24 protein-coding genes and 2 pseudogenes are annotated in these 22,853 nt (G+C 54.6%); 15 read left to right on the top strand and 11 right to left on the bottom strand.

Features of this window, described 5'->3' with window-relative positions; translation table 11 throughout:
• The first annotated feature begins 374 nt into the window (after positions 1 to 374).
• The 3 genes from hisC to FE784_RS31265 all read left to right on the top strand — a co-directional run bounded on the left by hisC (position 375) and on the right by FE784_RS31265 (position 3,698).
• Positions 375 to 1,436, top strand: coding sequence for a histidinol-phosphate transaminase (gene hisC / locus FE784_RS31255; protein WP_139606195.1), 1,062 nt, complete (start codon positions 375 to 377; stop codon positions 1,434 to 1,436).
• 531 nt (positions 1,437 to 1,967) lie between these two features.
• The gene (locus FE784_RS31260; RefSeq protein WP_139606196.1) at positions 1,968 to 2,900 is read left to right on the top strand and encodes a hypothetical protein; all 933 of its coding nucleotides are present in this window, start codon (positions 1,968 to 1,970) and stop codon (positions 2,898 to 2,900) included.
• Between the two features lie 72 nt (positions 2,901 to 2,972).
• Positions 2,973 to 3,698, top strand: a complete 726-nt coding sequence (locus FE784_RS31265; protein ID WP_139606197.1) for an NAD(P)H-binding protein — start codon at positions 2,973 to 2,975, stop codon at positions 3,696 to 3,698.
• Between the two features lie 48 nt (positions 3,699 to 3,746).
• Here the strand turns inward: FE784_RS31265 and FE784_RS31270 are convergent, their stop codons facing one another.
• The 7 genes from FE784_RS31270 to FE784_RS31300 all read right to left on the bottom strand — a co-directional run bounded on the left by FE784_RS31270 (position 3,747) and on the right by FE784_RS31300 (position 7,979).
• Positions 3,747 to 4,982 (bottom strand): helicase-associated domain-containing protein, encoded by a 1,236-nt coding sequence (locus FE784_RS31270; RefSeq protein ID WP_139606198.1) that lies wholly within the window; start codon positions 4,980 to 4,982, stop codon positions 3,747 to 3,749.
• A 3-nt stretch (positions 4,983 to 4,985) separates the two neighbouring features.
• On the bottom strand, positions 4,986 to 5,486 hold the full coding sequence (locus FE784_RS31275) for a hypothetical protein (protein ID WP_139606199.1): 501 nt from the start codon (positions 5,484 to 5,486) through the stop codon (positions 4,986 to 4,988).
• Positions 5,487 to 5,695: 209 nt separating this feature from the next.
• Positions 5,696 to 6,016 (bottom strand): helix-turn-helix domain-containing protein, encoded by a 321-nt coding sequence (locus FE784_RS31280; protein ID WP_139606200.1) that lies wholly within the window; start codon positions 6,014 to 6,016, stop codon positions 5,696 to 5,698.
• A 163-nt stretch (positions 6,017 to 6,179) separates the two neighbouring features.
• Complete coding sequence (locus FE784_RS31285; RefSeq protein ID WP_139606201.1) at positions 6,180 to 6,326, bottom strand: anti-repressor SinI family protein; 147 nt, start codon at positions 6,324 to 6,326, stop codon at positions 6,180 to 6,182.
• Positions 6,327 to 6,500: 174 nt separating this feature from the next.
• On the bottom strand, positions 6,501 to 6,824 hold the full coding sequence (locus FE784_RS31290; RefSeq protein WP_139606246.1) for a dehydrogenase: 324 nt from the start codon (positions 6,822 to 6,824) through the stop codon (positions 6,501 to 6,503).
• Positions 6,825 to 6,895: 71 nt separating this feature from the next.
• Positions 6,896 to 7,384, bottom strand: coding sequence for a cupredoxin domain-containing protein (locus FE784_RS31295; RefSeq protein ID WP_139606202.1), 489 nt, complete (start codon positions 7,382 to 7,384; stop codon positions 6,896 to 6,898).
• A 127-nt stretch (positions 7,385 to 7,511) separates the two neighbouring features.
• Positions 7,512 to 7,979 carry an HPP family protein gene (locus FE784_RS31300; RefSeq protein ID WP_139606203.1) on the bottom strand — a complete coding sequence of 156 codons (468 nt, stop codon included), beginning with the start codon at positions 7,977 to 7,979 and terminating at the stop codon, positions 7,512 to 7,514.
• A gap of 148 nt (positions 7,980 to 8,127) precedes the next feature.
• Here FE784_RS31300 and FE784_RS31305 point away from each other — a divergent pair, with 148 nt between their 5' ends.
• From FE784_RS31305 to FE784_RS31320, 5 genes and pseudogenes are all read left to right on the top strand, one after another.
• Positions 8,128 to 9,027: a LysR family transcriptional regulator gene (locus tag FE784_RS31305; protein ID WP_139606204.1), complete on the top strand. Its 900-nt coding sequence runs from the start codon at positions 8,128 to 8,130 to the stop codon at positions 9,025 to 9,027.
• A gap of 119 nt (positions 9,028 to 9,146) precedes the next feature.
• A pseudogene (gene uptA / locus FE784_RS42160) lies at positions 9,147 to 9,752 on the top strand (undecaprenyl phosphate transporter UptA); the annotation flags it as partial.
• A 63-nt stretch (positions 9,753 to 9,815) separates the two neighbouring features.
• Positions 9,816 to 10,274, top strand: coding sequence for a nuclease-related domain-containing protein (locus FE784_RS42165; protein ID WP_246132281.1), 459 nt, complete (start codon positions 9,816 to 9,818; stop codon positions 10,272 to 10,274).
• Positions 10,275 to 10,388: 114 nt separating this feature from the next.
• Positions 10,389 to 10,955, top strand: a complete 567-nt coding sequence (locus FE784_RS31315; RefSeq protein ID WP_139606205.1) for a thioredoxin family protein — start codon at positions 10,389 to 10,391, stop codon at positions 10,953 to 10,955.
• Between the two features lie 16 nt (positions 10,956 to 10,971).
• Positions 10,972 to 11,595, top strand: a complete 624-nt coding sequence (locus FE784_RS31320; protein ID WP_139606206.1) for an MBL fold metallo-hydrolase — start codon at positions 10,972 to 10,974, stop codon at positions 11,593 to 11,595.
• A 102-nt stretch (positions 11,596 to 11,697) separates the two neighbouring features.
• Here FE784_RS31320 and FE784_RS31325 read toward each other — a convergent pair whose 3' ends face one another.
• Complete coding sequence (locus FE784_RS31325) at positions 11,698 to 12,489, bottom strand: helix-turn-helix transcriptional regulator (RefSeq protein ID WP_139606207.1); 792 nt, start codon at positions 12,487 to 12,489, stop codon at positions 11,698 to 11,700.
• Positions 12,490 to 12,628: 139 nt separating this feature from the next.
• Here FE784_RS31325 and pyk point away from each other — a divergent pair, with 139 nt between their 5' ends.
• The 3 genes from pyk to FE784_RS31340 all read left to right on the top strand — a co-directional run bounded on the left by pyk (position 12,629) and on the right by FE784_RS31340 (position 15,994).
• The gene (gene pyk / locus FE784_RS31330) at positions 12,629 to 14,050 is read left to right on the top strand and encodes a pyruvate kinase (RefSeq protein ID WP_139606208.1); all 1,422 of its coding nucleotides are present in this window, start codon (positions 12,629 to 12,631) and stop codon (positions 14,048 to 14,050) included.
• A 146-nt stretch (positions 14,051 to 14,196) separates the two neighbouring features.
• Entirely contained in the window at positions 14,197 to 14,721 is a 525-nt protein-coding gene (locus tag FE784_RS31335; protein WP_176706660.1) for an NUDIX domain-containing protein, read from the top strand.
• Positions 14,722 to 14,806: 85 nt separating this feature from the next.
• Complete coding sequence (locus FE784_RS31340; RefSeq protein WP_139606210.1) at positions 14,807 to 15,994, top strand: GGDEF domain-containing protein; 1,188 nt, start codon at positions 14,807 to 14,809, stop codon at positions 15,992 to 15,994.
• Positions 15,995 to 16,172: 178 nt separating this feature from the next.
• On the opposite strand, the gene FE784_RS31345 is transcribed toward FE784_RS31340, so the two are convergent.
• A complete protein-coding gene (locus FE784_RS31345) occupies positions 16,173 to 17,465 on the bottom strand; it encodes an ABC transporter substrate-binding protein (RefSeq protein ID WP_139606211.1) in 1,293 nt (430 codons plus the stop codon).
• A gap of 425 nt (positions 17,466 to 17,890) precedes the next feature.
• On the opposite strand from FE784_RS31345, the gene FE784_RS31350 reads away from it, so the two are divergent.
• The 3 genes from FE784_RS31350 (at position 17,891) to nfsA (ending at position 20,481) form a co-directional block, all read left to right on the top strand.
• Positions 17,891 to 19,060: a YhgE/Pip domain-containing protein gene (locus tag FE784_RS31350; protein WP_139606212.1), complete on the top strand. Its 1,170-nt coding sequence runs from the start codon at positions 17,891 to 17,893 to the stop codon at positions 19,058 to 19,060.
• Positions 19,061 to 19,138: 78 nt separating this feature from the next.
• On the top strand, positions 19,139 to 19,747 hold the full coding sequence (locus FE784_RS31355; RefSeq protein ID WP_139606213.1) for a TetR family transcriptional regulator: 609 nt from the start codon (positions 19,139 to 19,141) through the stop codon (positions 19,745 to 19,747).
• On the top strand, positions 19,744 to 20,481 hold the full coding sequence (gene nfsA, locus FE784_RS31360; RefSeq protein WP_139606214.1) for an oxygen-insensitive NADPH nitroreductase: 738 nt from the start codon (positions 19,744 to 19,746) through the stop codon (positions 20,479 to 20,481). Before FE784_RS31355 ends, nfsA begins: the two co-directional genes overlap by 4 nt.
• 166 nt (positions 20,482 to 20,647) lie before the next feature.
• Here the strand turns inward: nfsA and FE784_RS42170 are convergent.
• Positions 20,648 to 20,755: pseudogene (locus tag FE784_RS42170) on the bottom strand (NAD(P)-dependent oxidoreductase); the annotation flags it as partial.
• Positions 20,756 to 20,760: 5 nt separating this feature from the next.
• Positions 20,761 to 21,177 (bottom strand): DUF2188 domain-containing protein, encoded by a 417-nt coding sequence (locus FE784_RS31370; RefSeq protein ID WP_139606215.1) that lies wholly within the window; start codon positions 21,175 to 21,177, stop codon positions 20,761 to 20,763.
• A gap of 336 nt (positions 21,178 to 21,513) precedes the next feature.
• Between FE784_RS31370 and FE784_RS31375 the strand changes: the two genes are divergently transcribed.
• Positions 21,514 to 22,689, top strand: a complete 1,176-nt coding sequence (locus tag FE784_RS31375; RefSeq protein ID WP_218103840.1) for an S-layer homology domain-containing protein — start codon at positions 21,514 to 21,516, stop codon at positions 22,687 to 22,689.
• The last annotated feature ends 164 nt before the right edge of the window (positions 22,690 to 22,853 follow it).

The raw sequence follows: 22,853 nt of genomic DNA on the forward strand, positions 1-22,853 counted from the left end.
GCACTATAGCCGTCGGAATCGCGCCATTTGGGGCAAATGCCCGCTCCGTCCGGTCAGATAGTGCTGAAACCAGCACTATTCGGGCCTGAATATGGCTGAGGCTGCAGGATAAGGTTGTTTTGAGCACTATAGCCGTCGGAATCGCGCCATTTGGGGCAAATGCCGGCTCCGTCCGGTCAGATAGTGCTGAAACCGGCACTAACCGGGCCTGAATCGGGCTATGACGGCAGGATAAGATTGTTTTGAGTACTAAAGTCGCACGGGTGCAAACTGTCACCTTCAAAAAAAAGCTTCTGTCTATGTTCGAAATGTCAGTTCTCTCTTATCGTAATAGTAACACAACGGTTTTCCAATACGAAAGGAGAGAAAGTCCCATGATTCCGATTCACCCCCGCATCGACAGGCTGCAGCCTTATGTCGCGGGCATCCGACCCGAAGAGGGAACCGCTGCCATCAAGCTGAACCAGAACGAAAGTCCTTATCCCGCTTCCCCCAAGGTGGCGGAAACGTTTGGGCGGCTCCGTCCGGAACTGCTGCTCAGGGAATATCCCGACTCGGGCTGCCTTCGGATCCGTGAAGCGCTGTCGGCCTTACACGGCATCCCCGTATCGATGCTATTATGCGGCAACGGATCGAGCGAGCTGATCACGCTGCTGTACAAATCGTTTCTGTGCGATGGAGATACGGTGGCGATCCCGGATCCGACGTTCGGTCTGTATGCTACAGTAGCGGAAATGGCGGGCATCCGAGTAGACATCGTGCCGACAGGGGAAGATTTCCGCATCGACACGATGAAGCTGCTCGAATCGGACCCACAAGCGGTCATCATCGCCAATCCGAACGCCCCGACCGGGCTTTGTCTCCAAGCGGCGCAAATCGAGCGGCTGCTGCAATCGTACCGGGGACTCGTTGTCGTCGATGAGGCATATGTCGATTTTGCGCCGGAAGGCACTTCCGTGCTCGGGCTCGTTGACCGGTACGACAACCTGCTCGTGCTGCGGACGTTCTCGAAGGCGTACGCGCTAAGCGGCAGCAGGATCGGCTTTGCGGCAGGAAACGAACGGTTGATACAAGCGATGGGGAAGGGCAGGGAGACATTTAGCGTCAACGCGGTGGCGCAGCTGGCGGCGGAAGCGGCTTTGTCGGACCAAGACTATATGCGGACGACGGTGGAGCGGATCGCGATGACGCGGCAGCAATTTTGCGAGTCTCTGGAGCGAACGGGTTGGAACGTCCTCCCGTCCGTAACGAACTTCGTACTGGCTTCGCCTCCTGTTGGGGGTCGGACCGCGAAGGAGCTCTATGAGCGGCTGCTCTCGGAGCATATTTACGTGAGATATTTCGATACCCCGCGTCTGGCAGACAAGCTGCGGATCAGCATCGGCACGGACGTCGAGATGCAGGTCGTTCTGGATTCGCTGGCGCGGGCGGATTGATGGAAAGCATACGGCTTTTGGGGACAAAATTAAGTTGCAAAGTACAGGTTGTATGGTATGCTCTGAATAAGGATATATAACTGAACATCCGCGGTTTGTCAATAGCCAATTAAGGGCGCGCTCGAGAATTTTTTTGGCGAAGAGGGGCGCGCGGCAAGCCGCCTTATATTCAAATATTCCAAGTTGGCCGGGGGCACGATATGGATGTCAAGAAAGGTTTCGCTTTCAGTAATAATAAGCCTTTTCAGTATCGTAATTATATTTGCATCGGTTGTTATATATAACGGCGGGCAGAAGCATCAAAGCAATTATGTAGATACCCGCACCGATGAGCTGCCCAATAAGGAGACGGATGCACCCGGGCCTATCACTTCCGGTACACGTTCCAATGGCATTGTTGATACTTCGTCCGACTCTGTCACTCCTATTCCCGCCGACATATTGGCCAAACTGCCAGCGACGGTATCGGCGAGGATCCGGAAAGACGGTTTCGAGAGCCTGCCATCCGAGATGCAAGCGAAGGTACGTCAGTTGATGGGGGCAAACTCTTCGGTCCAAGGACCGGCAAGAGGAGCAGCCGATGGAACGAATGTAACCCCCACCGGTGAAAATTACAAGGACTTGATTCCGCTTACCGATCTGAAGAACGGTACATATAGAGGGTATGAGGGCGGATTGTATGCGGGAGGAAGCAACAAGCCGTCCCAGGAATATTTGAAAATCGGTATGGAAAGCGCTGCCAAGATACGTCCCCTTAACGCTGCCGGCAAACCGGACGACAAGGGCATAATCGGCATGCTGACAGTAGGATTTTCCAACACGACCATGGAGTCGCAATCATTCATAAAGGTATCGAATGCCGATCCCGAGAGAAATCCGAGAGTCGTCGTAGTCGATGGTGCGGTGGGCGGCAGGGATGCCATAGAGCTTTCAGACCCTTCCATGACACGCTATTGGAACGAGCAGCAGGGACGTCTGGATCAAACAAAAGTCACGCCCGCTCAGGTGCAGGTGATCTGGCTCAAAGAAGTCGTTGCGGGAGATACTATGCAGTTTCCGCAGGACGCCGAGCGTTTTCGCGATGCCTTGGCGAAGATCGTCCGCACTCTCAAGACTAAATTCCCGAATTTGCATATCCTATATGTCTCGAGCCGTATATACGGCGGGTACGCTCTCCGCAACGGCAGCCAGGAGCCATGGGCTTACGAGGGCGGATTTGCATACAAATGGATGATCGAGGACTGGGAAAAAGGACCGACACCGGGCGATCCGTGGGTGGCATGGGGGCCTTATTTATGGGCTAACGGCACAACCCCAAGGAATGACGGACTTGTCTGGAATTTGCAAGACTATGTGGAATCGGATCGGATGCATCCGGGGCCTTCAGGCACATCGAAAGTAGCTTCCTTGCTTTCCGACTTCTTCAAAACAGATCCTACTGCAAAAAGCTGGTATCTTAAATAAAAATCTCCGCATTTGCGGTACAATACGAGTAAAGGCATATTCGAAATGCCGATTGCGGGGAGCGGATTGCGGATGAAGGGGACGGCGGCAGGCGGAAAAGGGAGAACGGCTATCGTAGCCGGGGCTACGGGATTGATCGGAAGCGAGCTGGTGAAGCAGTTGTTGGAGGAGCCGGCGTACGGTGAAGTCATTGCCCTGACGAGAAGAGAGGCGATGTTTCCCGATAGCCCCAAGCTCGCCGTAGTGATGACCGACTGGAGCAGGGAACGGCTGGAAGCCGCTTTGGCTGGAAAGTTGGAGGGGGCCGACATGTTCTGCGCGCTAGGCACGACGATCAAGATAGCGAAGACAAGACAGCAATTCAAGGTTGTCGATTACGAATACCCGGTGCTGCTCGGCAGCCTCGCCAAGCAATACGGCGCCTCGCGATACATCGTCGTATCGTCCATAGGATCGGATCCGCGTTCTATCTTCTTCTATAGTCGGGTAAAGGGCGAGCTGGAGGAGAAACTCCGGTCATACGGTTTTCCGGGCCTGTATGTATTCAAGCCGTCGCTTCTTCTGGGGGAGCGGGCGGAGATCCGTTCGGGTGAGAGGCTGGCGGAGCGCGTCGGCAAGGCGGTTTCTGTTCTTATGGCGGGAAGCTTGCGGAAGTACAAGCCGATCGCCGCCTCGAAGGTTGCAGCGGGAATGATCCAAGCCGCCAAGCGAGGCTTGTCCGGCGTCCATACGTTCGAATACGACGGGATCACCGAGCTTGGCGGGAAAGCCATACAGGAGCGGGAAGCCCGGAAGTGAAGCTTTCTTCGCGTCTGCGCCAACGTCTCGGCATAGCGTGGGATTGCGTCAAGGCTCCAATTCGCAGAAACGATTGTGCTTCTCGATTTCCCGCTTCAAGGCTGCAGCCGACGATGGTTTGATTTCAAAAGCGAATGGCGAAGCTTTCCTCATATGCTTGCGAATCGGTTTGCAGTCCAGAAGTTCCCGCAGGAGAGCCTCGTCGTCAGTCTCGACGATCGTAGCTTGACGGATGCGGATTTTGCCGATTTGCTTCTCCCAGTCGAGCAGGGTATCCAGCACGTTGTAGGGCAGATCTTGTTCCGCGTGCTCGAACAGGTAGTCGATAATTACGCGAATGCCGATGCCTTCGTTCAAGGCTTTCACCATATCCGGGAAGGTCAAGCTGTAAACGGTTACGGCCCCTTCGGCGATACAGGCGGCGAAACGGTCGAAAAACAATTTGTGCACGGCGAAAAGGCAGCTATCCGTTAAGATTACGCTGAAGTCCGACCCGACTGTCAGACCCGAGCTGGCTGGCGGCTCGGCCAATTCCGGTTCCGTCATCTCCCGGATGCCGAGCAGGCCGGCGCCGAGGGGCGTAATCCGGAAATAGAGGACGCTCAGGAATTCGGTATCGAATAAGTTCTCCACATGGCTCAAGATTACGTCCACGATCCCGATAGGCGCCAAATATTCGAACAGCACCGTTTCAATCAGTCTTCCTTCGACCTGCTCCCATTCATGTCCAGGATAGTAGAGGCGTTCGTATTCGTCATAGACCTCTATTTCGCCGACTACGTGCTCTAGAAAGAAATATGCCGTTTTTTTCATGTAACGTAACAATTCTGCGGTTTGAATCCACTGTTCCGCCGGACATTCCGCCAAGTAGCGTAATACCGTTTCCCGGCAGTTGACGAGAGGGATGTTGCTTTCGACCCGCACTTTCATTTCCGGGTTGCGGCTCAATTCGTCGATACGGTCGCTTTTTACATAAGCGTTCAGCAATAATCGGCATTTTCCGGAAAGGCGGAGCTGCATAAACGTTTCGGCCCCTTCGCCGACAACGAGGTAACCGCCGACATTGTCCAGCAGTTTCGCGGCCAGCATCAGCTGGACCGTTCCGTACACCAAGGACGTCTCCTCGACGGTTCGTATGTCGTGCATTGAGCGGTGCCAGGAAGGAAGAGGCTCGCGGTGCAGAAAAACTTCCTCGATGCGAATAGCGGACGCTTTGGTCGGCATGCCTCCGGAAGGCGTCGTTTTCAGCTTGGACTGATTGACCGTGCGGATGACACGGTCCAATTGCTAGGCGAAGTCGTTTCCAATTACAAGCCATTGATCGGCGCCCTGTGCCGCCGCCTCGGTAACGGGATGGTAAACCGCGGGCAAGGGCGGAATTCGCCGGCCGAGCCAGAACATGAGAGGGTCGGGAATGGATCGACCGACGAAAAAAATTTTGGCAGGAGAGGCGGTCGGCAAACAGGCGGGAAATTCTGACCGGTATAAATAAGAGTGCGGGGGCCACGCCACGTTGTGCTTTTCATAAATCGCCTGCACTTCAGATAAATCCGACACTCCCGAGCTTCGGACGTAATCTTCAAGCAAGTCTCTCTCGAACGGAGACAGATCATTCCAATAGCGAAGCAAGTTTTGCTCGTCCTGATAAAAGCGCAAGAGCGCTTCGACCATCTCCGCCTTCCGTTTGTATCCTATCTCGATCCCGGCGATCTTCATCAGAAATGGCAGCGAGTCTTGAGATTGGCTCCGGGCTGTCGTCAACTTTTCCAAGCTGTTTATCAGATCCATCAGCAAACCTCCCGATTGGGGAAATGGTTGGAGCGGCTTGATTGATCTCATTATAGGCAACAACGCCGGGATTGGAAAGGAGCTGCTGAAATTCAATATTGGCGCCAGATTGGGTATGCGCAAGTCGAAGTCATTCCTGGGCTTGAGCTGGCCGACGCAAAATAACGGCCGCCATATGCCGCCGTCGTCTCAGTAGTTTTGCACAAGCTTTATCTGTTGTTGCGCCATTTATTGAATTCCAGAAATTCGAGAAACTGTTCCTTGCTAATGCCGGAAGCCATCGCTTCCCGTACGAGCTCCATCCATTCGGCGTCCAGCTCCTGCGCCGTATTTTTTTTGTCGTTCAGGAACGCTTCGATGGGAACTTCGAGCACGACACATATTTTTTCCAGCAAATGAATCGACGGATTAGTCTGAATGTCCCGCTCGATCGAGCTCAGGTACGATTTCGCGACCCCGGCCTTTTCGGCCAATTCGCTCAAGGAAAGCCCTTTCGTAAGACGCAGTTCTTTGACGCGTTTGCCTATCATCCGATTATCCCCTTTTAGCTTACCGTTCTCAGCTGTCTAATCTGTAACTCCATCATAACAAAAATGGCATTAAAATGCATGCGAATCACCGGATTTAGGTTGCAAATGTGCGGAATGCGCCACAATGAAAGCGATTTCAAAAATGAACAACCGCAAAAGCCCGTCAACGGGCGGGCTTTTTTGTTCCGGGCGGGCTTTGCCGCAAAAATTTACGGATATCCTCGATAGTAATGCCGATTTGTTTGGCTGCCAGCATCAGGTGAATCCAGTTCGGGTCCAGCTTGGAATCGTATTGGCGTAAGCCTTGCATGTCGTAAACTCCCCCCAGTATGTGATGGGTTGGTTGTCGCTTGGATGCAAGTGACGTCGTGTAAAAGGATTCGTGGCTTGCTTCCGTTTTGTGGGGGGAGGGCGATTTCCGGGGTCGCGAACAAGCCGCGATCCGATCCGGACTCCGGCTTGTTCCCACGGCGGACAAATCCGTCTAGCCTCCGAAAGCATCCCGGAACGCCCGTGACAAATCGGCGGGCTCTACGTTCCATAGCGTCGCGATTTCCTGGCAGACGTTCTCGTCCCACCAATTGGACAACAGCTTGCGGTTGCTGCTGTTTTCCGCAATGAATTGCAGGTTGAGCACCACTTTTTTCAAATAAAGCTCCTCGGCTTCGGCGAGCTGGGCCGGGGGAATCCATATTTTCAGCCGTTTTACTGTCCGGTACAGCTCCTTGTTGCACGCCCGGCGTATTTTTCTGAGCGTAGGCAAGCTTTGGTTATGCTTCTCGCTGTGCTTCTCGCCGGAAGGATTCATCATGCCGCATCACCCGCTCCTCTCTGCTATTACCATATGCAGAGAACGGCCGCTAGGCTACTGCGCTGCCGTCAGTTGACGACAATATATCCGATCATCGGCCCGTTGTGCGCCGCGTCGGGATGGGTCAGGCAAATGATACGGAATATGCCCGGTTTGTCCGCTTTGAACGATACGACAGCTTCGGCTCCTTGCTTGACCTCTCCGTTCAAGCCGAGTCCTTCGATCATGAACGGATGGCTGACGCCGTTAATGCCGCTGATGCTGAGCTTCACCTTCTCGCCTTTGCGGACGAAGACGGTGCCTGGATCCCAACGGTACGCCTCGAGTTGCTTGCCGTCCGGCATCGTCGCTTTGAACTCCCCCGTGACCATGTGGATCGTGCGTGTCTCCAGAGCCGTTCCGGTCACGGAGGCGGTTTGTTCCTGACGGGCATACAGCGCGTAAGCCGTTGCCAGAATGAGAACTCCGAGCCCGATGAGCAGATGCTTCTTCTTGAATACGAACAGCCGGACGGAAGCGCGTCTGTTCGGTTTGCGGTGCGACGGTACGTAGGCCAATCGTTTCTCCTCCTTATCGTTTTATACCGTATGCTTGTCAACCATCATCCACTATTAGCGTATGTGGAGGCTTGTTCCGGCATGACTGGAGAACGATCGGCCCGTCAAAACGGCGGAGAGGCCCGATTCAGCGCCATTGCTTCGGATACCGCGCCTTGGACAGACGATGGTAGCCCCAAGCGATCAGCACGATTAAAGCCGAACCGAGCAGAACGGGGCTGAACAGGAACGACCAGTCTGCTCCCGATACCATGACGACGAGGGGATCGGCTCCTGCGGGCGGATGGACCGTCTTGGTCAGCTGCATGATCCAGATGGCCAAGCCGACGGCAAGGGCCATACTCCAGGCGTGGGTACCGGCGGCAGTCTGCACGCATAGTCCGATCAGCGTGCTGAGAACATGTCCGCCTACAATATTGCGCGGCTGGGCCAGCGGGCTGTCGGGGAGTGCGAACGCGAGCACGCACGTCGCGCCGAAAGGGGCCATGACCAGCGTCAGGCGGGTCGCCTCGCCGATGCCGAAAGCGAGCCAAATGGCCAGGAACCCCCCGAATCCGGGGATGGCCAGACGAAGCATATGTTGGAAACGCGCCATAATTTACTCCTCCTCTCACATCCTGAAGCGGATTTGCCAATCCGTTTTGCCGATGATATCATATACATAATCATTTCAGATGCGAATAAATAGAATAGCAAGCATTTCGAAATCGAATGGGTCGCGGTATAAGGAAGAGGTGGGACGGATGATCGAAATGCTTGAAGGCCGTTTTTTCAAAACGTTCGTGACGGTGCTGCAGGAAAGAAGCTTCAGCCGGGCCGCGGACAAGCTCGGATACGTGCAATCTACCGTTACCGCGCATATCCGCCTGCTCGAGCAGGCATGCGGCAAGAAGCTGTTCAACCGGCTCGCGCGCGGCGTAGAGCCGACGGAAGCGGGGGAGGAGATGGCCAAATTCGCGCATCAGTTCGTCCATTTGGGCGCTTCGCTCGAGGAGGCGATGAACCGGCTGGACGATCCCCGCGGGACGGTCCGCCTCCAGGCGCTGGAATCGTTCTGCGTGACGAGGCTGCCGCGGTTTTTCGGGATGTTTTTCACGCGGTACCCGCACATCAAGCTTCATCTGGAGACTGGCTTTTTCCGCGAGGTCCTCGACGGCGTGGCGAACCATCGGGCCGATCTCGGCATCGTATCGCAGCACCCGCACCGCGACGATCTCGACTTTTATCCGCTGCAGGAGGAGCGGCTCCTCGTCGTCGCCTCTCCGGACATTGTGCGCGTCTACGAGCAGGAAGGCTGGGAAGGACTGCGCGAAGCCCGGGTTATCGGCTTCGGGAGCCGGTGCGTGTATCAGACTTGCGCCGACGAGCTGCTGTCCGCGCAGGGCTTGAAGGGAAACGACGTTCTGGAATTCGCGAGCCTCGAGATGATCAAGCAGACGGTGCGAAGCGGGCTCGGCATCGCGCTGCTGCCCGAAATCGGCGTGAAGGCGGAGGTTGAAGCCGGCGGGCTCGGCATACTGCCGACGGAGCCTGTCTTGCTGACGCACGGGCTGGTCGCGCGCAGCGGCCGGGAACTGACCTCGGCATCCGGTCGGCTCCGCGACTCGCTTACGGGTTATTTCGGCGGTTCGGGCGAAGGATAAGTTTGCTCGATCCGGGTGCGTAGGCGTCCCTCCTTATGGTAGAATAGGGTAGACAAGGCTCCGGGCAGCTCCGAACCGTGCCGGGTGTCCCACAAGTTTACAAGGAAAGTTGGTTACCGATGAGCGACTGGATTCACGGAGTGATTGACGCGGCAACCTCCTGGTTGTCCGCTCTGGGCTATTGGGGAATTATGCTGGGCTTGATGATCGAAATTATTCCAAGCGAAATCGTGCTTGCCTTCGGCGGCTATTTGGTTTCCAAGGGCGAGATCAACTACTGGATTGCGGTGTTGTTCGGCGTAATCGGCGGCGTCATCGCGCAAATATTCGTCTATTGGATCGGCCGCTACGGCGGCAGACCGGTATTGGAGAAGTTCGGGAAATACATTTTGATCAACAAGCATCATATCGATGTGTCGGAGCAATGGTTCAATAAGTACGGGACCGGCGTTATTTTCACGGCCAGATTCATTCCGGTCGTCCGTCATGCGATTTCCGTGCCGGCCGGCATGGCTCGCATGCCGCTGTCCAAGTTTACGCTGCTGACGACGCTGGCGGTCATCCCATGGTCGATGTTCTTCATCTATCTGGGCATGAAGCTCGGAGACAACTGGCAAAATATCGACGAGACGGCCGCGGAATATATGCGGGAAATTATGTGGGGAGCGGTCGCGCTGACCGTCCTGTACGTTATTTATTTGCTCTACAAAAGGTCGAGGCGAAAGGCCGTTCCCGTACAGCCTGCTACCGCCGGCGTTTCCAGGCCGGAGACGGATGGCAAGCTGCGCGTGCTTGACCGGCTCGGAAGCGAATATCGGGTTCTGGACGGTCGCCGCGTCTTGCCCGGCAACGAGGTCCAGCAGGCCGAAACGATCGTTGTAGGCCCGAACGGCGTGTTTCATATCGAGCTGAATCGCCGGGCGGGTGAGATCCGCTTTACGGAGCGCATTGCCGAGCCCGGAACGGTCGGCTCTCCGGATGATCCGACCGCGCAGGCGTACCGCAGAGAGTTCGCGTTGAAAAATTTGCTGCGCCGCAACCAGATCAAAACCGATGTCGTCGGCATCATTTGCTTGACCGATCCGAAAGCGAGCATTGCAGGCCAAAGCCCGGCATTTGCCGTGCTGAAGCAAGACGAGCTTCCGTCCCATATCCGGGCGCATAAAGCGAAGCAGCCGTTAAACGAAGAGCAGGTTGTCCGGATCGTCAGGCTGCTCGAGGAACAGGATAGTTCAGTAAAGAGCTGACGAAAAGGCGCAAGCGGGAGGACCGTTTGCGCCTTCGCCAATGCTTCCGAATGGACAATGATAAACGTTTTCAGATAAAATAAAGATGGCAACATTATGAAGGAGGGACGTACGATGAGCAAAAACTTGGCAGACAAGCTGGGCAAAGGATTGGAGCCGCAGCAGTTTATCGACCGGATGACGAAAAACCAGGACAAATTTCTCGATTGGTCCAATCGGTTCGAATGGAGCTCCGAGGACGACCGCGAATTTTTCGAATCGCTATCGAACCGTGACGATTTGCGCTGCCTCATATTGGCGGCCGATTGGTGCGGCGACGTCGTTCGCAACGTTCCCGTCGTGTTCAGGGTTTTGGAAAACTCCGGCATACCCGTCGAAGTGCTGATCATGGAAGAGCATACCGATACGATGGACCAGTTTCTGACGATGGGCGGCCGCGCTATTCCGATCGTCATTTTCGTCGATACGGGGGGCTTCGTACTCGGACAATGGGGGCCGCGCCCGAAGCAGGTGCAGGAAGTCATGACGCAATTCAAGCAGGCGAATCCGGACCGGAATGCGCCGGATTACGAAGAGAAGATCAAGGTTGCGCGCACCGAAATGATGGCCCGGTATGGCGAAGGAACCGGTTATCACGCCGTGATCGCGAAGGAACTGCGCGACCTGCTATCCACTTTCTAAACGGACGGAGATCCTTATGCTGAACATAGATGCTTTCGAGCTCGGTCCGCTGCAAACGAACGCATACCTGCTCTCGAATGCGGAGCGTACGAAGGGATTCGTCATCGACCCCGGGATGAATCCGAAGTCGCTGTTCAAGCGCATCGAGACGATGGAAATCGAGGCGATCGTGCTCACCCACACCCATTTCGACCATATCGGCGGGGTGGAGGAGCTGCGCAAATGGAAAAAGTGCCCGGTCTACGTGCACGATGCCGAAGCCGACTGGCTGGCCGATCCGAAGAAAAACGGCTCGGCCAGATGGCCGGAGCTCGGAGGGCCGATCGTAACCGAACAAGCGGAATACGCGTTGGACGACGGTCAGACGCTGGAGCTGCTCGGGGAGAAGTTCCGTGTGTTCCACACGCCGGGACATTCGCCGGGCAGCGTCAGCCTGCTATACGGCGACAAGCTGTTCTGCGGGGACGTGCTGTTCCGGCTGTCCGTAGGCCGGACCGATTTGCCCGGCGGGAGTCAGCGCGAATTGATGGAATCGATTCACGGTACGTTATTCGATCTGTCCGACGATGTGAAAGTGTATCCGGGGCACGGAAAGTCGACGACGATCGGTTTCGAGAAGCTCAACAACCCTTACGTGTGAAACGGCTGCCGCGTCCGCGGCTGTCGGGATAGGAGAAGAGGCTTGCCGCGCTCTCGGGCGCGGCAAGCCTCTTTTTGCCTCGTTTTGCGGTGCCGGGGCTAGCTAGTTCAAGGACTCGTCTCTTTCCGCCAGCAGCTCGGACGGGACGCGGCCGGTATGACGTTTAAAGATACGGTAAAAGTAGGACGGATCGGTATATCCGACGTATTCGGATATTTCCGCTACCGTAAGCAGCGAATGACGGAGCAAATATTGCGCCGTTTTCATTCTGGCGGCGTGAACGCAGTCGCCGATCGTCTGGGCCGTCACGGTGCGGAACAGCGTAGCGGCGTAGTTCGGGCTTCTCCCTATCGCTTCGCCTACCTGCTCTTTCGATACGGACTCCCGGTGATGAAGCTGGATATAGGCGCGCATCGCTTCGACAAGCCGGTATTTGTCATGGGAAGGGCTTCCCCGATCCAGCTCGCGATTGGCGTGCACGAGCGTTTCAAGCAGCATCGCCTGGGCCATCGTTTCCCGGTAGGGGAGCGATTCGTTCCATTGCACGAAGGCGGTTTTGAGCCGGTCGGCGATCAGCTCGTACAGGCCGGTTTTCCATACGAGGTACGGGTGTGTGTCCAGTATCGGCAGCATGGGCGGCGTTCCCGGTCCCGCTACGCGGAACGAAATGACGTATTTTTCATGCAGCACCGTCGGAATGCTTTTGCCGTAAAAGGCGGTCCGGTCCGAAATGAGCAGCATGTCTCCTTTTTCCGCGACGACTTTTTTTCCTCCGATCCAATAGACGCATGAGCCGTACGTGACGAGAGCGAGCGACCGGACCGCGTCTGCCGGGTCGGCTTCTTTGAACCAGCGCGTCCCTTTATCTTGACGAACCTCGATGACCTGCAGCATGAAGGCACGACTCCTCTCTTTCTTGCAATACTATTCTACACATGTCGTACTATTTTTCATAGATTCCTTTCGAAGTTTGGACGTACAATGAAGGCGGGAGCTTGTACATCCGAGAGCGAAAGGAACGAAGAAAACGATTATGCGCAAAACGAAAATTGTTTGTACGATGGGGCCTGCCTGCGATTCGGTCGATGTGTTGAAGCAGATGATAGCTGCCGGGATGAACGTAGCGCGGCTGAATATGGCGCATGGCAGCCTGGAGGATCACGCGGCGAGGATCGGCCGGGTGCGGCAAGCGGCCGGGGAAATGGGAGCCTACGTAGCGGTATTGATGGACATTAAAGGACCCGAGGTGCGGATCGGCATGCTGGCCGAGCCGTCTTACGAGCTGGCCGAGAACGACCGGTTCATTTTGACGACGGAGACGATAACGGGCGACGGCCGGCGCGTGTCGGTCAACTATCCGGAGCTGCCGCGGGATGTACGGGCAGGCTCGACCATTTTGATCGACGACGGTCTCATTGAGCTGGTAGTGGAGCAGGCGGAAGGTACCGAGGTCGTTTGCCGTGTCGTCAACGGCGGCAAGCTGAAGCCGCGCAAGGGCGTCAACTTGCCGGGCATACGGACATCGCTGCCTGGCGTGACGGAGCGTGACGTTTTGCATATCGGGTTCGGCGTGGAGCAGAAGGTGGATATCATTGCTGCCTCGTTCGTCCGCAAGGCTGCGGATATCGTGCAAATACGCGAGCTGCTGGAGCAGCACGGAGCGGAACATATCCGGATTATCTCGAAAATCGAGAACGAAGAAGGCGTCGACAACCTGAGCGAAATATTGGAGGTATCGGACGGCATTATGGTCGCTCGCGGAGACTTGGGCGTGGAAATTCCGGTCGAGGACGTTCCGCTCGTGCAGAAGCGGATGATCCGGGCTTGCAACGCGGCCGGGAAGCCGGTCATAACGGCCACGCACATGCTGGAATCGATGCAAATCAACCCGCGGCCTACGCGCGCCGAAGCGAGCGACGTATCCAACGCGGTACTGGACGGATCGGACGCCGTCATGCTGTCCGGGGAAACCGCTGCGGGCAAATATCCGGTGGAGTCGGTCGCCACGATGGCGCGCATCGCCGAGAAAACCGAGACGATTTTGCCTTACCGCGAATCGTTCGAGCAAAAAATCCGGTTGCATCCGACCAATGTGACCGAGGTCATCAGCCAGTCGGTCGTAGGCGCCTCGCTCGATCTAGAGCCGAAGGCGATATTGACGCCGACGGAGAGCGGATTTACCGCCCGCATGGTGTCCAAATACCGGCCGAAAGTGCCGATTATCGCCGTAACGACGAACGAAAGCGTAATGGGCGGGCTTTGTCTCGTATGGGGCGTTATCCCAGTAAAGGGCGAACCGGCGCCTACTACGGACGAAATGCTCGAATCGTCGTTGCAAAGCGCCGTCAAGAGCGGAGCGTTGTCGCCGGGAGATGCGGTTATCGTGTCGGCCGGCGTGCCGGTCGGTCGAAGCGGGGCGACGAATTTGATGAAGATCGTGGAAGCTCCCGCGTGACGGAATGAGAAATAGAACGGGATCGGCCCGGATTCAAACGATAGACCGTTTTTTCAAATAAAAAGAGGATTTGACCCGCAGACGTAGAATTAATGATGTTGGATAGTTTGGAAAATAGATCACTCGACAAGCGGGGTACGCATCCAATGTCTTCGGTCCGTGTTCAAGTATCGTGCATCGCGATGCGCGACGGCAAAATCGCCATGATCAAGAAGCTGAATCCGGCTTATAAAACATACGGACTGTTCATCCCGCCGGGCGGTCACGTGGAGCCGACCGAGACGATCGAGCAAGCGTGCGTCCGCGAGATGCGGGAAGAGACGGGCCTGGAAGTGTCGTCTTTGGAGATGATCGGCGTTATTACGTTCTTGAACAATATAATCGGGTATCATTCCGTATGCTTTCTGCTGATCGCCCACGAAGTGAACGGCGCGCTGTCCACGACGGAGCCGGAGAAGCAGACGGCCCATTGGATCGAGCTGGACGGGATCGACGGGAACGTGACGGTGCCGGGCTATCACCGCGATTTTCTGGACCATATTTTGAATCGGCGCGGCTTTCTGAACGCGAGGGTGGAATGGCTGCCTCCGGATGATCGGGCGAAGTGGACGATCGTGGAAGGAACGTCCGTCGAGTCGGGCGCAGCAGAGGCGTACGTACAAGTCAAATAGAATGAAATACGGGACCGCACACCGCTGCGGTCCCGGTTTTCGTGTGTATATATCGAAATGATTCTTCGTCGGAGCGTGGTATGGGTTGAATAGCTGGCTGTACGCATTGAAAAAACGGTTCAACCTTTACCTCGAGCCCGATATGGAGGAAGAGTTCGGCCATTATTACGTTTCCAAGCATTTGTCGGTCCTTCGGTTCGGGCTGATCGTTTCACTCGTATTGTTCGGCTTGCTCGGGATCGACGATATATGGGCGGCACCGATGTCCAAGCATGAGTTATGGGGGATCCGCTACGGGATTATGGTCCCGTTCATCCTTGTCAGCTACGGACTGACTTTTACCCAATTGTTCAAAAAGCATTTGCAGTCGATCATGTGCGTCGTACAACTCGTTTCCGGCAGCGGCTCGATCGGGATTCTGGCCGTGCTCCGGCCGGAGGAGCCGGCGAATTATTTTTACTTTGCAGGCCTGATGCTGATCATATTCGGCAACTTTACGCTGCTCGGCTTGCGCTGGATCCAGGCAACAGCCGTTTCCGTCGTTTTGGTGGCGGGTTACGCCGTCACGGTATGCATCGTCCAAGAGCCGTTTCAGGCGGGCCGGGACGATACCGCCTATTTGGCATACATCAATAGCAATTTGTATTTGTTCTCTTCCCTGATCGGTGCGGCCGTAGTCGGGTATGTGATGGAACGGTATAAAATCGTCGAATTCGCGCAGCGCAAGGAGCTGGAGCGCAAAAACGAAGTCATGGAGCGTCTGTCGTTTCTGGACGGCTTGACCGGCGTTTCCAACCGGAGGGCGTTCGATGCGAAAATCGTGGAAGAATGGAACTGGGCTCTACGAAATGCCCGCTGCGTGTCCATCATCATGATCGATATCGACCATTTCAAGCTGTACAACGATACGTACGGCCATCAGCAGGGAGACGAATGTTTGAAGGCGGTGGCGGAGGCGCTCCGCAGCAGCTTGAAGCGTTCGAAAGACTTTATCGCCCGCTATGGAGGGGAAGAGTTCGTCGTCATTTTGCCGGAGACGGAAGAGGAAGGCGTCAGGAAGCTTTCGGCCTATTTGCATCGGGCGGTATACGATTTGCGTCTCGGTCATGAATCGTCCCGATTCGGCCATGTGACGATCAGCGCGGGCACGGCTACGGCGTGGCCGCACAATGGGGATTATCGCAGATTGATCGAAGAGGCGGACCGGGCGTTGTATGAATCGAAGTCCAAAGGGAGAAACCGTACGACGGTGAGCGGCTCAGGCAAGCGGTGAGCCTATTCGCTTTGCCCTTTCCGGCAGACGCGTCAGTTATCCGCGGTATTTTATTCGATTAGAAAAAAACTTAATGCCGTATCGATAATACGACATTAAGTCTGGTCGAGGTCCACTCGAAACATCTTATTCATAAGCCAAAGCAAGACATTCATCACGGCTCCGCTCTTTACGCCGTTTATTTTATATCCTTTAGCTGTGTGTCAACTTCCTCGGCAAGCGCCGATAACGATGCCATGACTTCAGCCTCGGTTGTCGCAGTCAGGAGGCTCCTGTCTGTCAGTTTGACCCCGCTGAGAGCACTGTTCCGATAGACGATCGGCTTGACCGCATAATTCAATTCGTCGATCAATATATCCATTCCCGGGAATTTAAGCTGTCCCGATTTGGGTATGGCCGATTTGACGGTCAGCATATCTGCCTTCCCCCAATCTTTCTGGAACTGGCTGTCTCCGTTCAGGATGACGTCCTTCATAAACTTCCAGGCAAGCTCCTTCTGCTTGGAGCTTTCGGCTATGGTCAGCAGGTTATAATAAACCGCGTTGGCTTTTGCTCCCTTCTCCAAATAGGGCAATCCGGCAATACCGAATTTTCCTGCCGTTGCTTGAACGCTTTCTAGAGGAGAGAACATATTTGTCACAGAAATGCCCATGCCTGCGTTAAATGCACGTAATTCGTTATAAACCGGAGCACCGACGGCGGAAACGCCTTTGCTCGCTTTGGTTGTATTCATATGGCTCAGCAGCTTGGCGAATGCCGCTACCACCGGCTTGCTGTTCAAATAACCGCTAACCCGATTCCCCTCGGGTGCTATAATGCTTTGTCCGGTGCTCTGAGCGAGCGACTCGAACGTATGCAGGTCCATCGGAACGATGCTCCCGTATATTTCTTTCCCCTCGACCCGATTAGCCGCCTGCAGCTTAATCGACTGATTCAAAAACTGATCCCAGGTCCACTCCTTGCCTGGATATGGCATTCCGGCTTTGTCAAACCATTCCTTGTTGTAAAATACGGCAAGCGGCAGCGGATTCAGAGGAATCCCGATCAGCTTTCCCTTTACAGTCGACATCTCAACGAGTTTCTCGTACAGGTCGTCCGTAGTCATTTTATCCGACTTAAACATGGGTAATAGGTCGGCAAAAGTATTTTGCTCGATTAGCATACGATCATAATTGCTGTAGATGAGATCAATCGGTTTTTTATCCTGTGCCCTTTCCATCAGAGCCGCGCTGTATCCTTTTGGCGTAGCGAGCTTTTCTACGGTTACTTTGACCCCCGGATTCGCTTCTTCAAACTGCTTGGCGCTATTCTCGAACGCGCTGATCCGGTTCTTGGCGTTTGAATCCATCGTAACAATGGTGATTTCTTTGGCGTTCGGAACGGTTGAGGTCGATTTGTCCGGCCATACGGAGCATCCGGTTATGAAGCTTACGGTTAGGACTAGTGATACGGTTACTGCAAAATGTTTCAATAATCTTCACACTCCTCTTACGTATTGTAGCCTTTGGTACTCCAAGTCGTTTAAATGGGATCATAAGAAAATTGAAATTTGGTCTGCGGACAAACATCGACCTAATGGAAGGAGTACCAAATATTACTATCATTGTACCAAGCTGGTGCAGTTCCAACAATCGATTCACCAAAAAAATTCATTGCCGGTATCCGTCAGCCGGTATACGAGGGTTGGCCTGCCCATCGATTGATAAACGGTTTCGCACCGTACGGAGTGACGCTTATCTTTTGGGAAACAATTGAGAACCCGTTTCATCCAGGGGCGTTGTACTATAAAGCCCGCATGCTCGCACATATTGACAACGAAGATTGTTGCTGCTATTGTATTAAACAAATGTTTAATTTAAACAAATGTTTAAATGGAAAAAAGGAGAGTCGAATTCAATGGGGAACGCTTTGAAAGCTTTTTTGCAAAAGACGCCGACGAAGATCGGCATCGCCACCGCCATCATGTTCCAGCTCATTTTCAGCATCGTCTGGATGACGGGTTATGACGGGGTGTCGGACAATACGTCGCATTTGAAAATCGCCATCGTCAACGAGGACGCCGGCCTCGGGAAACAAATCGCCGAACAGATCGGAAGCGGCTTGCCGTTCCAAGTATCGATCGAAGCTTCCGTGGACGAAGCCCGACAAAAGCTGAATGACAGGGACGTACAGATGGTCATGCACATTCCCGTCGACTTTTCGAAGCGGCTGCAGACGCCTGGTCAGAAGAGCGAACTGCAATATTGGGTCAACGAGTCCAATCCGGCCATGATCAAAAGCGTAATGTCCGGCGTCGCGGCCAACGTGACGGCTGCCGTAAACAAACAGGCTGTCGCGGCCGGCGCGCAAGCCGTCCTGACGCAAATGAACGTACCGGCCGCACAAGCGCAGAGCACGGCAGAAGCGCTGTCGGAGAAAGTAACGGCCAACGTCCAATCGACGAACCCCGTAACGGGCATGAACAATCAGATGGTGCCGATGATGCTCGTGCTCGCGTCTTTTGTCGGCTCCATGATCATGGGGATGAATTTGCAGCAAGCTTCCGTCATGATCGGTCCGAAGGTCGGGCGTTGGCACAAGTTCGCGGCCCGAGGGATATTGAACGTTGCTGCTGCGGTCGTTACCGCTCTGGTCGGTTCGTCCTTCGTCATGCTGCTCGGCGGACAATCGGCGCACGGATTTATGGCGCTGTGGGGCTTCGAGACGCTTTGCCTGCTCGCATTTATGTTCTTCTCCCAGCTGTTCCTGCTGCTTCTCGGCAATGCAGGCATGCTGCTGAACATCATTATGCTATCCGCACAGCTTGTATCGTCCGGAGCCATGGTGCCTCGGGAGCTGCTGTCGGACTTTTACTACGACTTGGGCCGCTTCTTGCCGGCTACCTATGCAGTGGAAGGCAATATGAATTTGCTGTTCGGCGGTCCGGGCATGGGCGGTGCGGCAGCGGGACTCGTGACGGTTATGCTTTGCTCGATTGCCGTTGGTTTGCTCATCACTGCTCTGCGTAAAGAGAAGGCTCCCGCGGCAAGCGCCGTCGCGTCCGTCTCCCCGAAGCTTGCGAATTGACCGGGAACGAGCCATAATGGTCCTAACAGGACAACAGGCACGATCGCTTCATGGACGCCATAGGACGAGGAGATGCGCATGTCTGCAACGGATCCCGATGTGAAGATGAAAATTTTGCTGGCTGCCAAGAAGCTGTTCGCGAAGCAAGGGTTCGACGGCACGTCGGTACGTCAAATATGCGATGAGGCGGGGGCCAACGTGGCTCTCGTCTCGTACCATTTCGGCGGCAAGGACAATGTTTTCGTCGCGTTGTTTAAAACATTTTTTCCGGGGAACCGTATGGAGGCGTATGAGCCTTATTTTCACGACCCCATTATCGGCATCAAAAAGCTTGTGGAGGAAGTGACCCGTTTCCGGCTGAACGACCCGGATCTGGTCATGATCATTCAACAGGAGATTTTCAAGCAATCCGCGCGTGTCGAGACGATCCAGCAAAATATATTTCCGGTATGGCTGAAGGTGCGCGAGCTGCTGGAGAGAGGAAGAGAGACCGGCGTCTTTCAATTCCGTTCGCTGGACAATACGATGTTTTTCGTGATGGGGACGCTGCTGTTCCATAAAAATACCGACTACTTTTTGCCCATTTTGAGCGACGGCGTCCCGACCTTCGACAATATGTACCGCGATGCGGCCGTATTTATATTACGGGGACTCGGCGTACCCGAGAAGGCGGAGGATTATTTATGAATAATGTAACCAGGCTGCTGCAGCGGCACCGATCGATACGCAAGTTCAAGCCCGACGAGGTTTCGGAGCAAGTGCTGGAAGCGATCGTCCGTTCCGCGCAGATGGCGTCCACTTCCAGCAACGTACAAGCCTATAGCGTCATCGCCGTGACGAATCCGGAGACGAAACGGGCACTGTCGGCAGTCGCGGGCAATCAGCAGCATGTCGAGTCATGCCCGGTGCTGTTGGTCTGGTGCGCGGATTTGAGCCGGGACAAGCTCGCTTGCGAGCGGGAAGGCGTGGAGATGGTATCCGGTACGATGGAAAATTTCATCGTAGCGACCGTCGACGTGGCGTTGGCCGCCCAGAACGCCGCGATCGCCGCGGAGTCGCTCGGCCTCGGCATCGTGTATATTGGCGGCATCCGCAACAATTTGCGGGAAGCGACCCGGCTGCTGAACTTGCCGAAGCTCGTCTATCCGGTTTTCGGCATGTGTCTCGGCTACCCGGACCACGAGTCGGGCGTAAGGCCCCGTCTTCCATTGCGTGCGGTGCTGCATCGCGAAACGTATGACGAGACGGCTCAGGCCGAGTCGATCGACGAATACGACCGGAGGACCCGGGACTATTATATCGAGCGGACGGGCGGGAAACGGGATACGACCTGGTCGAAGGAAATGGCCGACAAGTTCAAGCGTCCCGCCCGTGCTTATATGCGGGCATATTTGGAGGAGCAAGGGTTCCGGTTCGACTGACGGACCGGGTTCGTTGCGAAGGCAACGCCAGCATGCCGCGTTCAAGCGAACGCGGCATGTTGGTTTTTTATTGTTCTTTTAGGACTTTAGGGAGAGAAACTAACAATGGAACGGTTTAGCCGTTGACGACTTCCCCTCCGTTGATATGCAGAAACTGGCCGGTCATTTAGGACGAATCGTCCGAAGCCAAATAGACATAGGCCGGCGCCAGCTCTTCCGGTTGGCCGGGGCGCTTCATCGGCGTATCGGCGCCGAAGCCCGTTACCTTGTCCGCCTTTTTTACGAGTAATTGTGCGACGTTTGGACCGTACCGTCCTTGCGGTGAACGATGGCGCTGATGTTGGCGTCCGAGGCCATTTGCTGCGCCTTTTTCACGGCTTCCTCTTTCGTATCCGTTGTGAAGCGGGGTTCGGTATTGCCTTCCTCCTTAACCGCCCACCCGTCCTCGTACGGCACGACATGGAGATTGGAGCGGGACGAGGCGGAACGCTTCCCTGTTCCATTGTCGCTTTCATCGGTATCATGCTTCGGGTGATCTTCGTTCCATTCCTTCGCTTTCGCGGTGGCGATGGCGATGGCCCGCCCTTCTTCGTATCCGTCCTCCAGCAAAGCGTTGGCGATTTCCACCGCCTTGCCGCGTACACGCCCGTCCAGATTCTTCATCGATTCGGGATAATCGCGCTTGTTCCAAGGCATGAACATTCCTCCTCTTCTGGTAAAGAGCTTCCCTTATATTTAGCCTTCCCGTCTGCCGATGAATCATGAATCGGGCGTTTTGCGCGGGAATCCGATACTTAACCCCGTTTATGGCTTGACAAGCCATTTCAATATATGTTACTTTTTGGAATATAATATTGCTTGCTGCGGAAGCACCGCCATTATGCTGCGTTCGAATGAACGCGGATAATGGCGTTTTTTATTTTACGGGTTAAAAGGTTGGTTAGGTTAAATGCTGTGGGAAATTGTGGACGGATAACCAGCCATTATGTGATACTACTTTTAAAACCGTTGCCAAGAAAAGGGGAATGAATGATGTTGAGAAAAATAGCGGGGCCATTCATCATAGGAGCGACTCTCGTATCCTTCTCGGCGAGTGCGGAGCCGAATCCGTTTACGGATAGCGCAGCTCATTGGGCGAAGGAATCGATTGAAAAAGCGGTCGGCAAAGGGTACGTCGACGGTTACGAGGATCGTACGTTTCGACCGGACTTGTCGGTTACGCGTGCGGAATTCGTCAAGATGGTTGTCACCGCGTTAAAGCTTTCCGTCAATGGAAAAGCGAGTGACGGAGAATGGTACCTTCCTTACGTCAACGTCGCCGTAGGCGCTGGCATCCACCGCTGGAGCGACTTTTCCAGCGGAGATTGGAACACGCCGATTACGCGGCAGGAAATGTCCCGGATGATCGTGCGAGCGACGGACAAGGAGCTGCAGAAGCCGGATGCCGCTAAGTCCGACAGCGAGCTGATGTACTTGGCCGCCAAAGCCGGTCTTATTCAAGGCTTGTCGGGCGGGCAGCTGGGGGAGAGTGAAGCGACTACACGGGCGCAGTCAGTCACGGTTATCGAGCGCATTTTGACAGTCAACGGCGGCGGTAAGCTGGAGGTGGATAAGCACGCCGTCAATCGGGCGGAGCTGGCGTGGCATAAGACGAATATTTTTACGGTGATGCCGGAGTTTTTTGGGAAAGTAAGCCCGACCAGCAAATGGAATCCGGACAATATGTTTGTCGAGACCCCGGATGGCAATTACCGAGGAGAACTGGACGCCTTGATCGCCATCGATCTGGACGATCTAGACGATCCACACCGGGACATGGTAGATATTTCGAATTTGAAGTGGTTGAATCTTAGGGCAGCCAAAGCACAACCTGTTAGCGAGCTTAAGGGTGCCTATTTGCTTTATTTTAAAAGTCGAGTCGTATATAATCATGATCCTCAAACCTACAGCACTGGATACGATTATATGCTATATTCTGTTACCGGTTTTAAACCCAATTTCGAGGAAGAAAGAAAAGGGAATTTGTCCGCATTTTCACAGACTTCGTACCAAGATTTCCTGAAGGGTAAATTTCCTGCCGCAGTCATTTCGAAGAACGCGGAGACGGGAGACGACATCTTTGTGAGCATACAATCTTCAGCCATTCCTCCGAATAACACGTACGATAAGAGGCTTATTTGGACTATACCGGTCAAACGAAGTGAATAGGGAGAAAGAGAAGAGATGAAGTTGTCAAAGAAATGGTTCACAGGTGTAGCCGTTGTACTCGTTCTGTTTTTTATCGGCACAATTCTGTTATCGCCATTTTCCACATCAACGGTTTGGGCGGAAACCTTGCCACTTACATATGTGACGCAAGACAGCTGGCAAGA

Origin of the sequence: Paenibacillus hemerocallicola, from assembly GCF_006265175.1 — a bacterium.
In the GTDB taxonomy this organism is placed as follows: domain Bacteria; phylum Bacillota; class Bacilli; order Paenibacillales; family NBRC-103111; genus Paenibacillus_AB; species Paenibacillus_AB hemerocallicola.

Coding starts and splice junctions, on each gene's coding strand:
- hisC (WP_139606195.1), top strand. CDS start 375: ATGATTCCGATTCACCCCCGCATCGACAGGCTGCAGCCTTATGTCGCG.
- FE784_RS31265 (WP_139606197.1), top strand. CDS start 2,973: ATGAAGGGGACGGCGGCAGGCGGAAAAGGGAGAACGGCTATCGTAGCC.
- FE784_RS31275 (WP_139606199.1), bottom strand. CDS start 5,486: ATGGATCTGATAAACAGCTTGGAAAAGTTGACGACAGCCCGGAGCCAA.
- FE784_RS31280 (WP_139606200.1), bottom strand. CDS start 6,016: ATGATAGGCAAACGCGTCAAAGAACTGCGTCTTACGAAAGGGCTTTCC.
- FE784_RS31285 (WP_139606201.1), bottom strand. CDS start 6,326: ATGCAAGGCTTACGCCAATACGATTCCAAGCTGGACCCGAACTGGATT.
- FE784_RS31290 (WP_139606246.1), bottom strand. CDS start 6,824: ATGAATCCTTCCGGCGAGAAGCACAGCGAGAAGCATAACCAAAGCTTG.
- FE784_RS31300 (WP_139606203.1), bottom strand. CDS start 7,979: ATGGCGCGTTTCCAACATATGCTTCGTCTGGCCATCCCCGGATTCGGG.
- FE784_RS31305 (WP_139606204.1), top strand. CDS start 8,128: ATGATCGAAATGCTTGAAGGCCGTTTTTTCAAAACGTTCGTGACGGTG.
- FE784_RS31315 (WP_139606205.1), top strand. CDS start 10,389: ATGAGCAAAAACTTGGCAGACAAGCTGGGCAAAGGATTGGAGCCGCAG.
- FE784_RS31320 (WP_139606206.1), top strand. CDS start 10,972: ATGCTGAACATAGATGCTTTCGAGCTCGGTCCGCTGCAAACGAACGCA.
- FE784_RS31325 (WP_139606207.1), bottom strand. CDS start 12,489: ATGCTGCAGGTCATCGAGGTTCGTCAAGATAAAGGGACGCGCTGGTTC.
- pyk (WP_139606208.1), top strand. CDS start 12,629: ATGCGCAAAACGAAAATTGTTTGTACGATGGGGCCTGCCTGCGATTCG.
- FE784_RS31335 (WP_176706660.1), top strand. CDS start 14,197: ATGTCTTCGGTCCGTGTTCAAGTATCGTGCATCGCGATGCGCGACGGC.
- FE784_RS31350 (WP_139606212.1), top strand. CDS start 17,891: ATGGGGAACGCTTTGAAAGCTTTTTTGCAAAAGACGCCGACGAAGATC.
- FE784_RS31355 (WP_139606213.1), top strand. CDS start 19,139: ATGTCTGCAACGGATCCCGATGTGAAGATGAAAATTTTGCTGGCTGCC.
- nfsA (WP_139606214.1), top strand. CDS start 19,744: ATGAATAATGTAACCAGGCTGCTGCAGCGGCACCGATCGATACGCAAG.
- FE784_RS31370 (WP_139606215.1), bottom strand. CDS start 21,177: ATGCCTTGGAACAAGCGCGATTATCCCGAATCGATGAAGAATCTGGAC.
- FE784_RS31375 (WP_218103840.1), top strand. CDS start 21,514: ATGTTGAGAAAAATAGCGGGGCCATTCATCATAGGAGCGACTCTCGTA.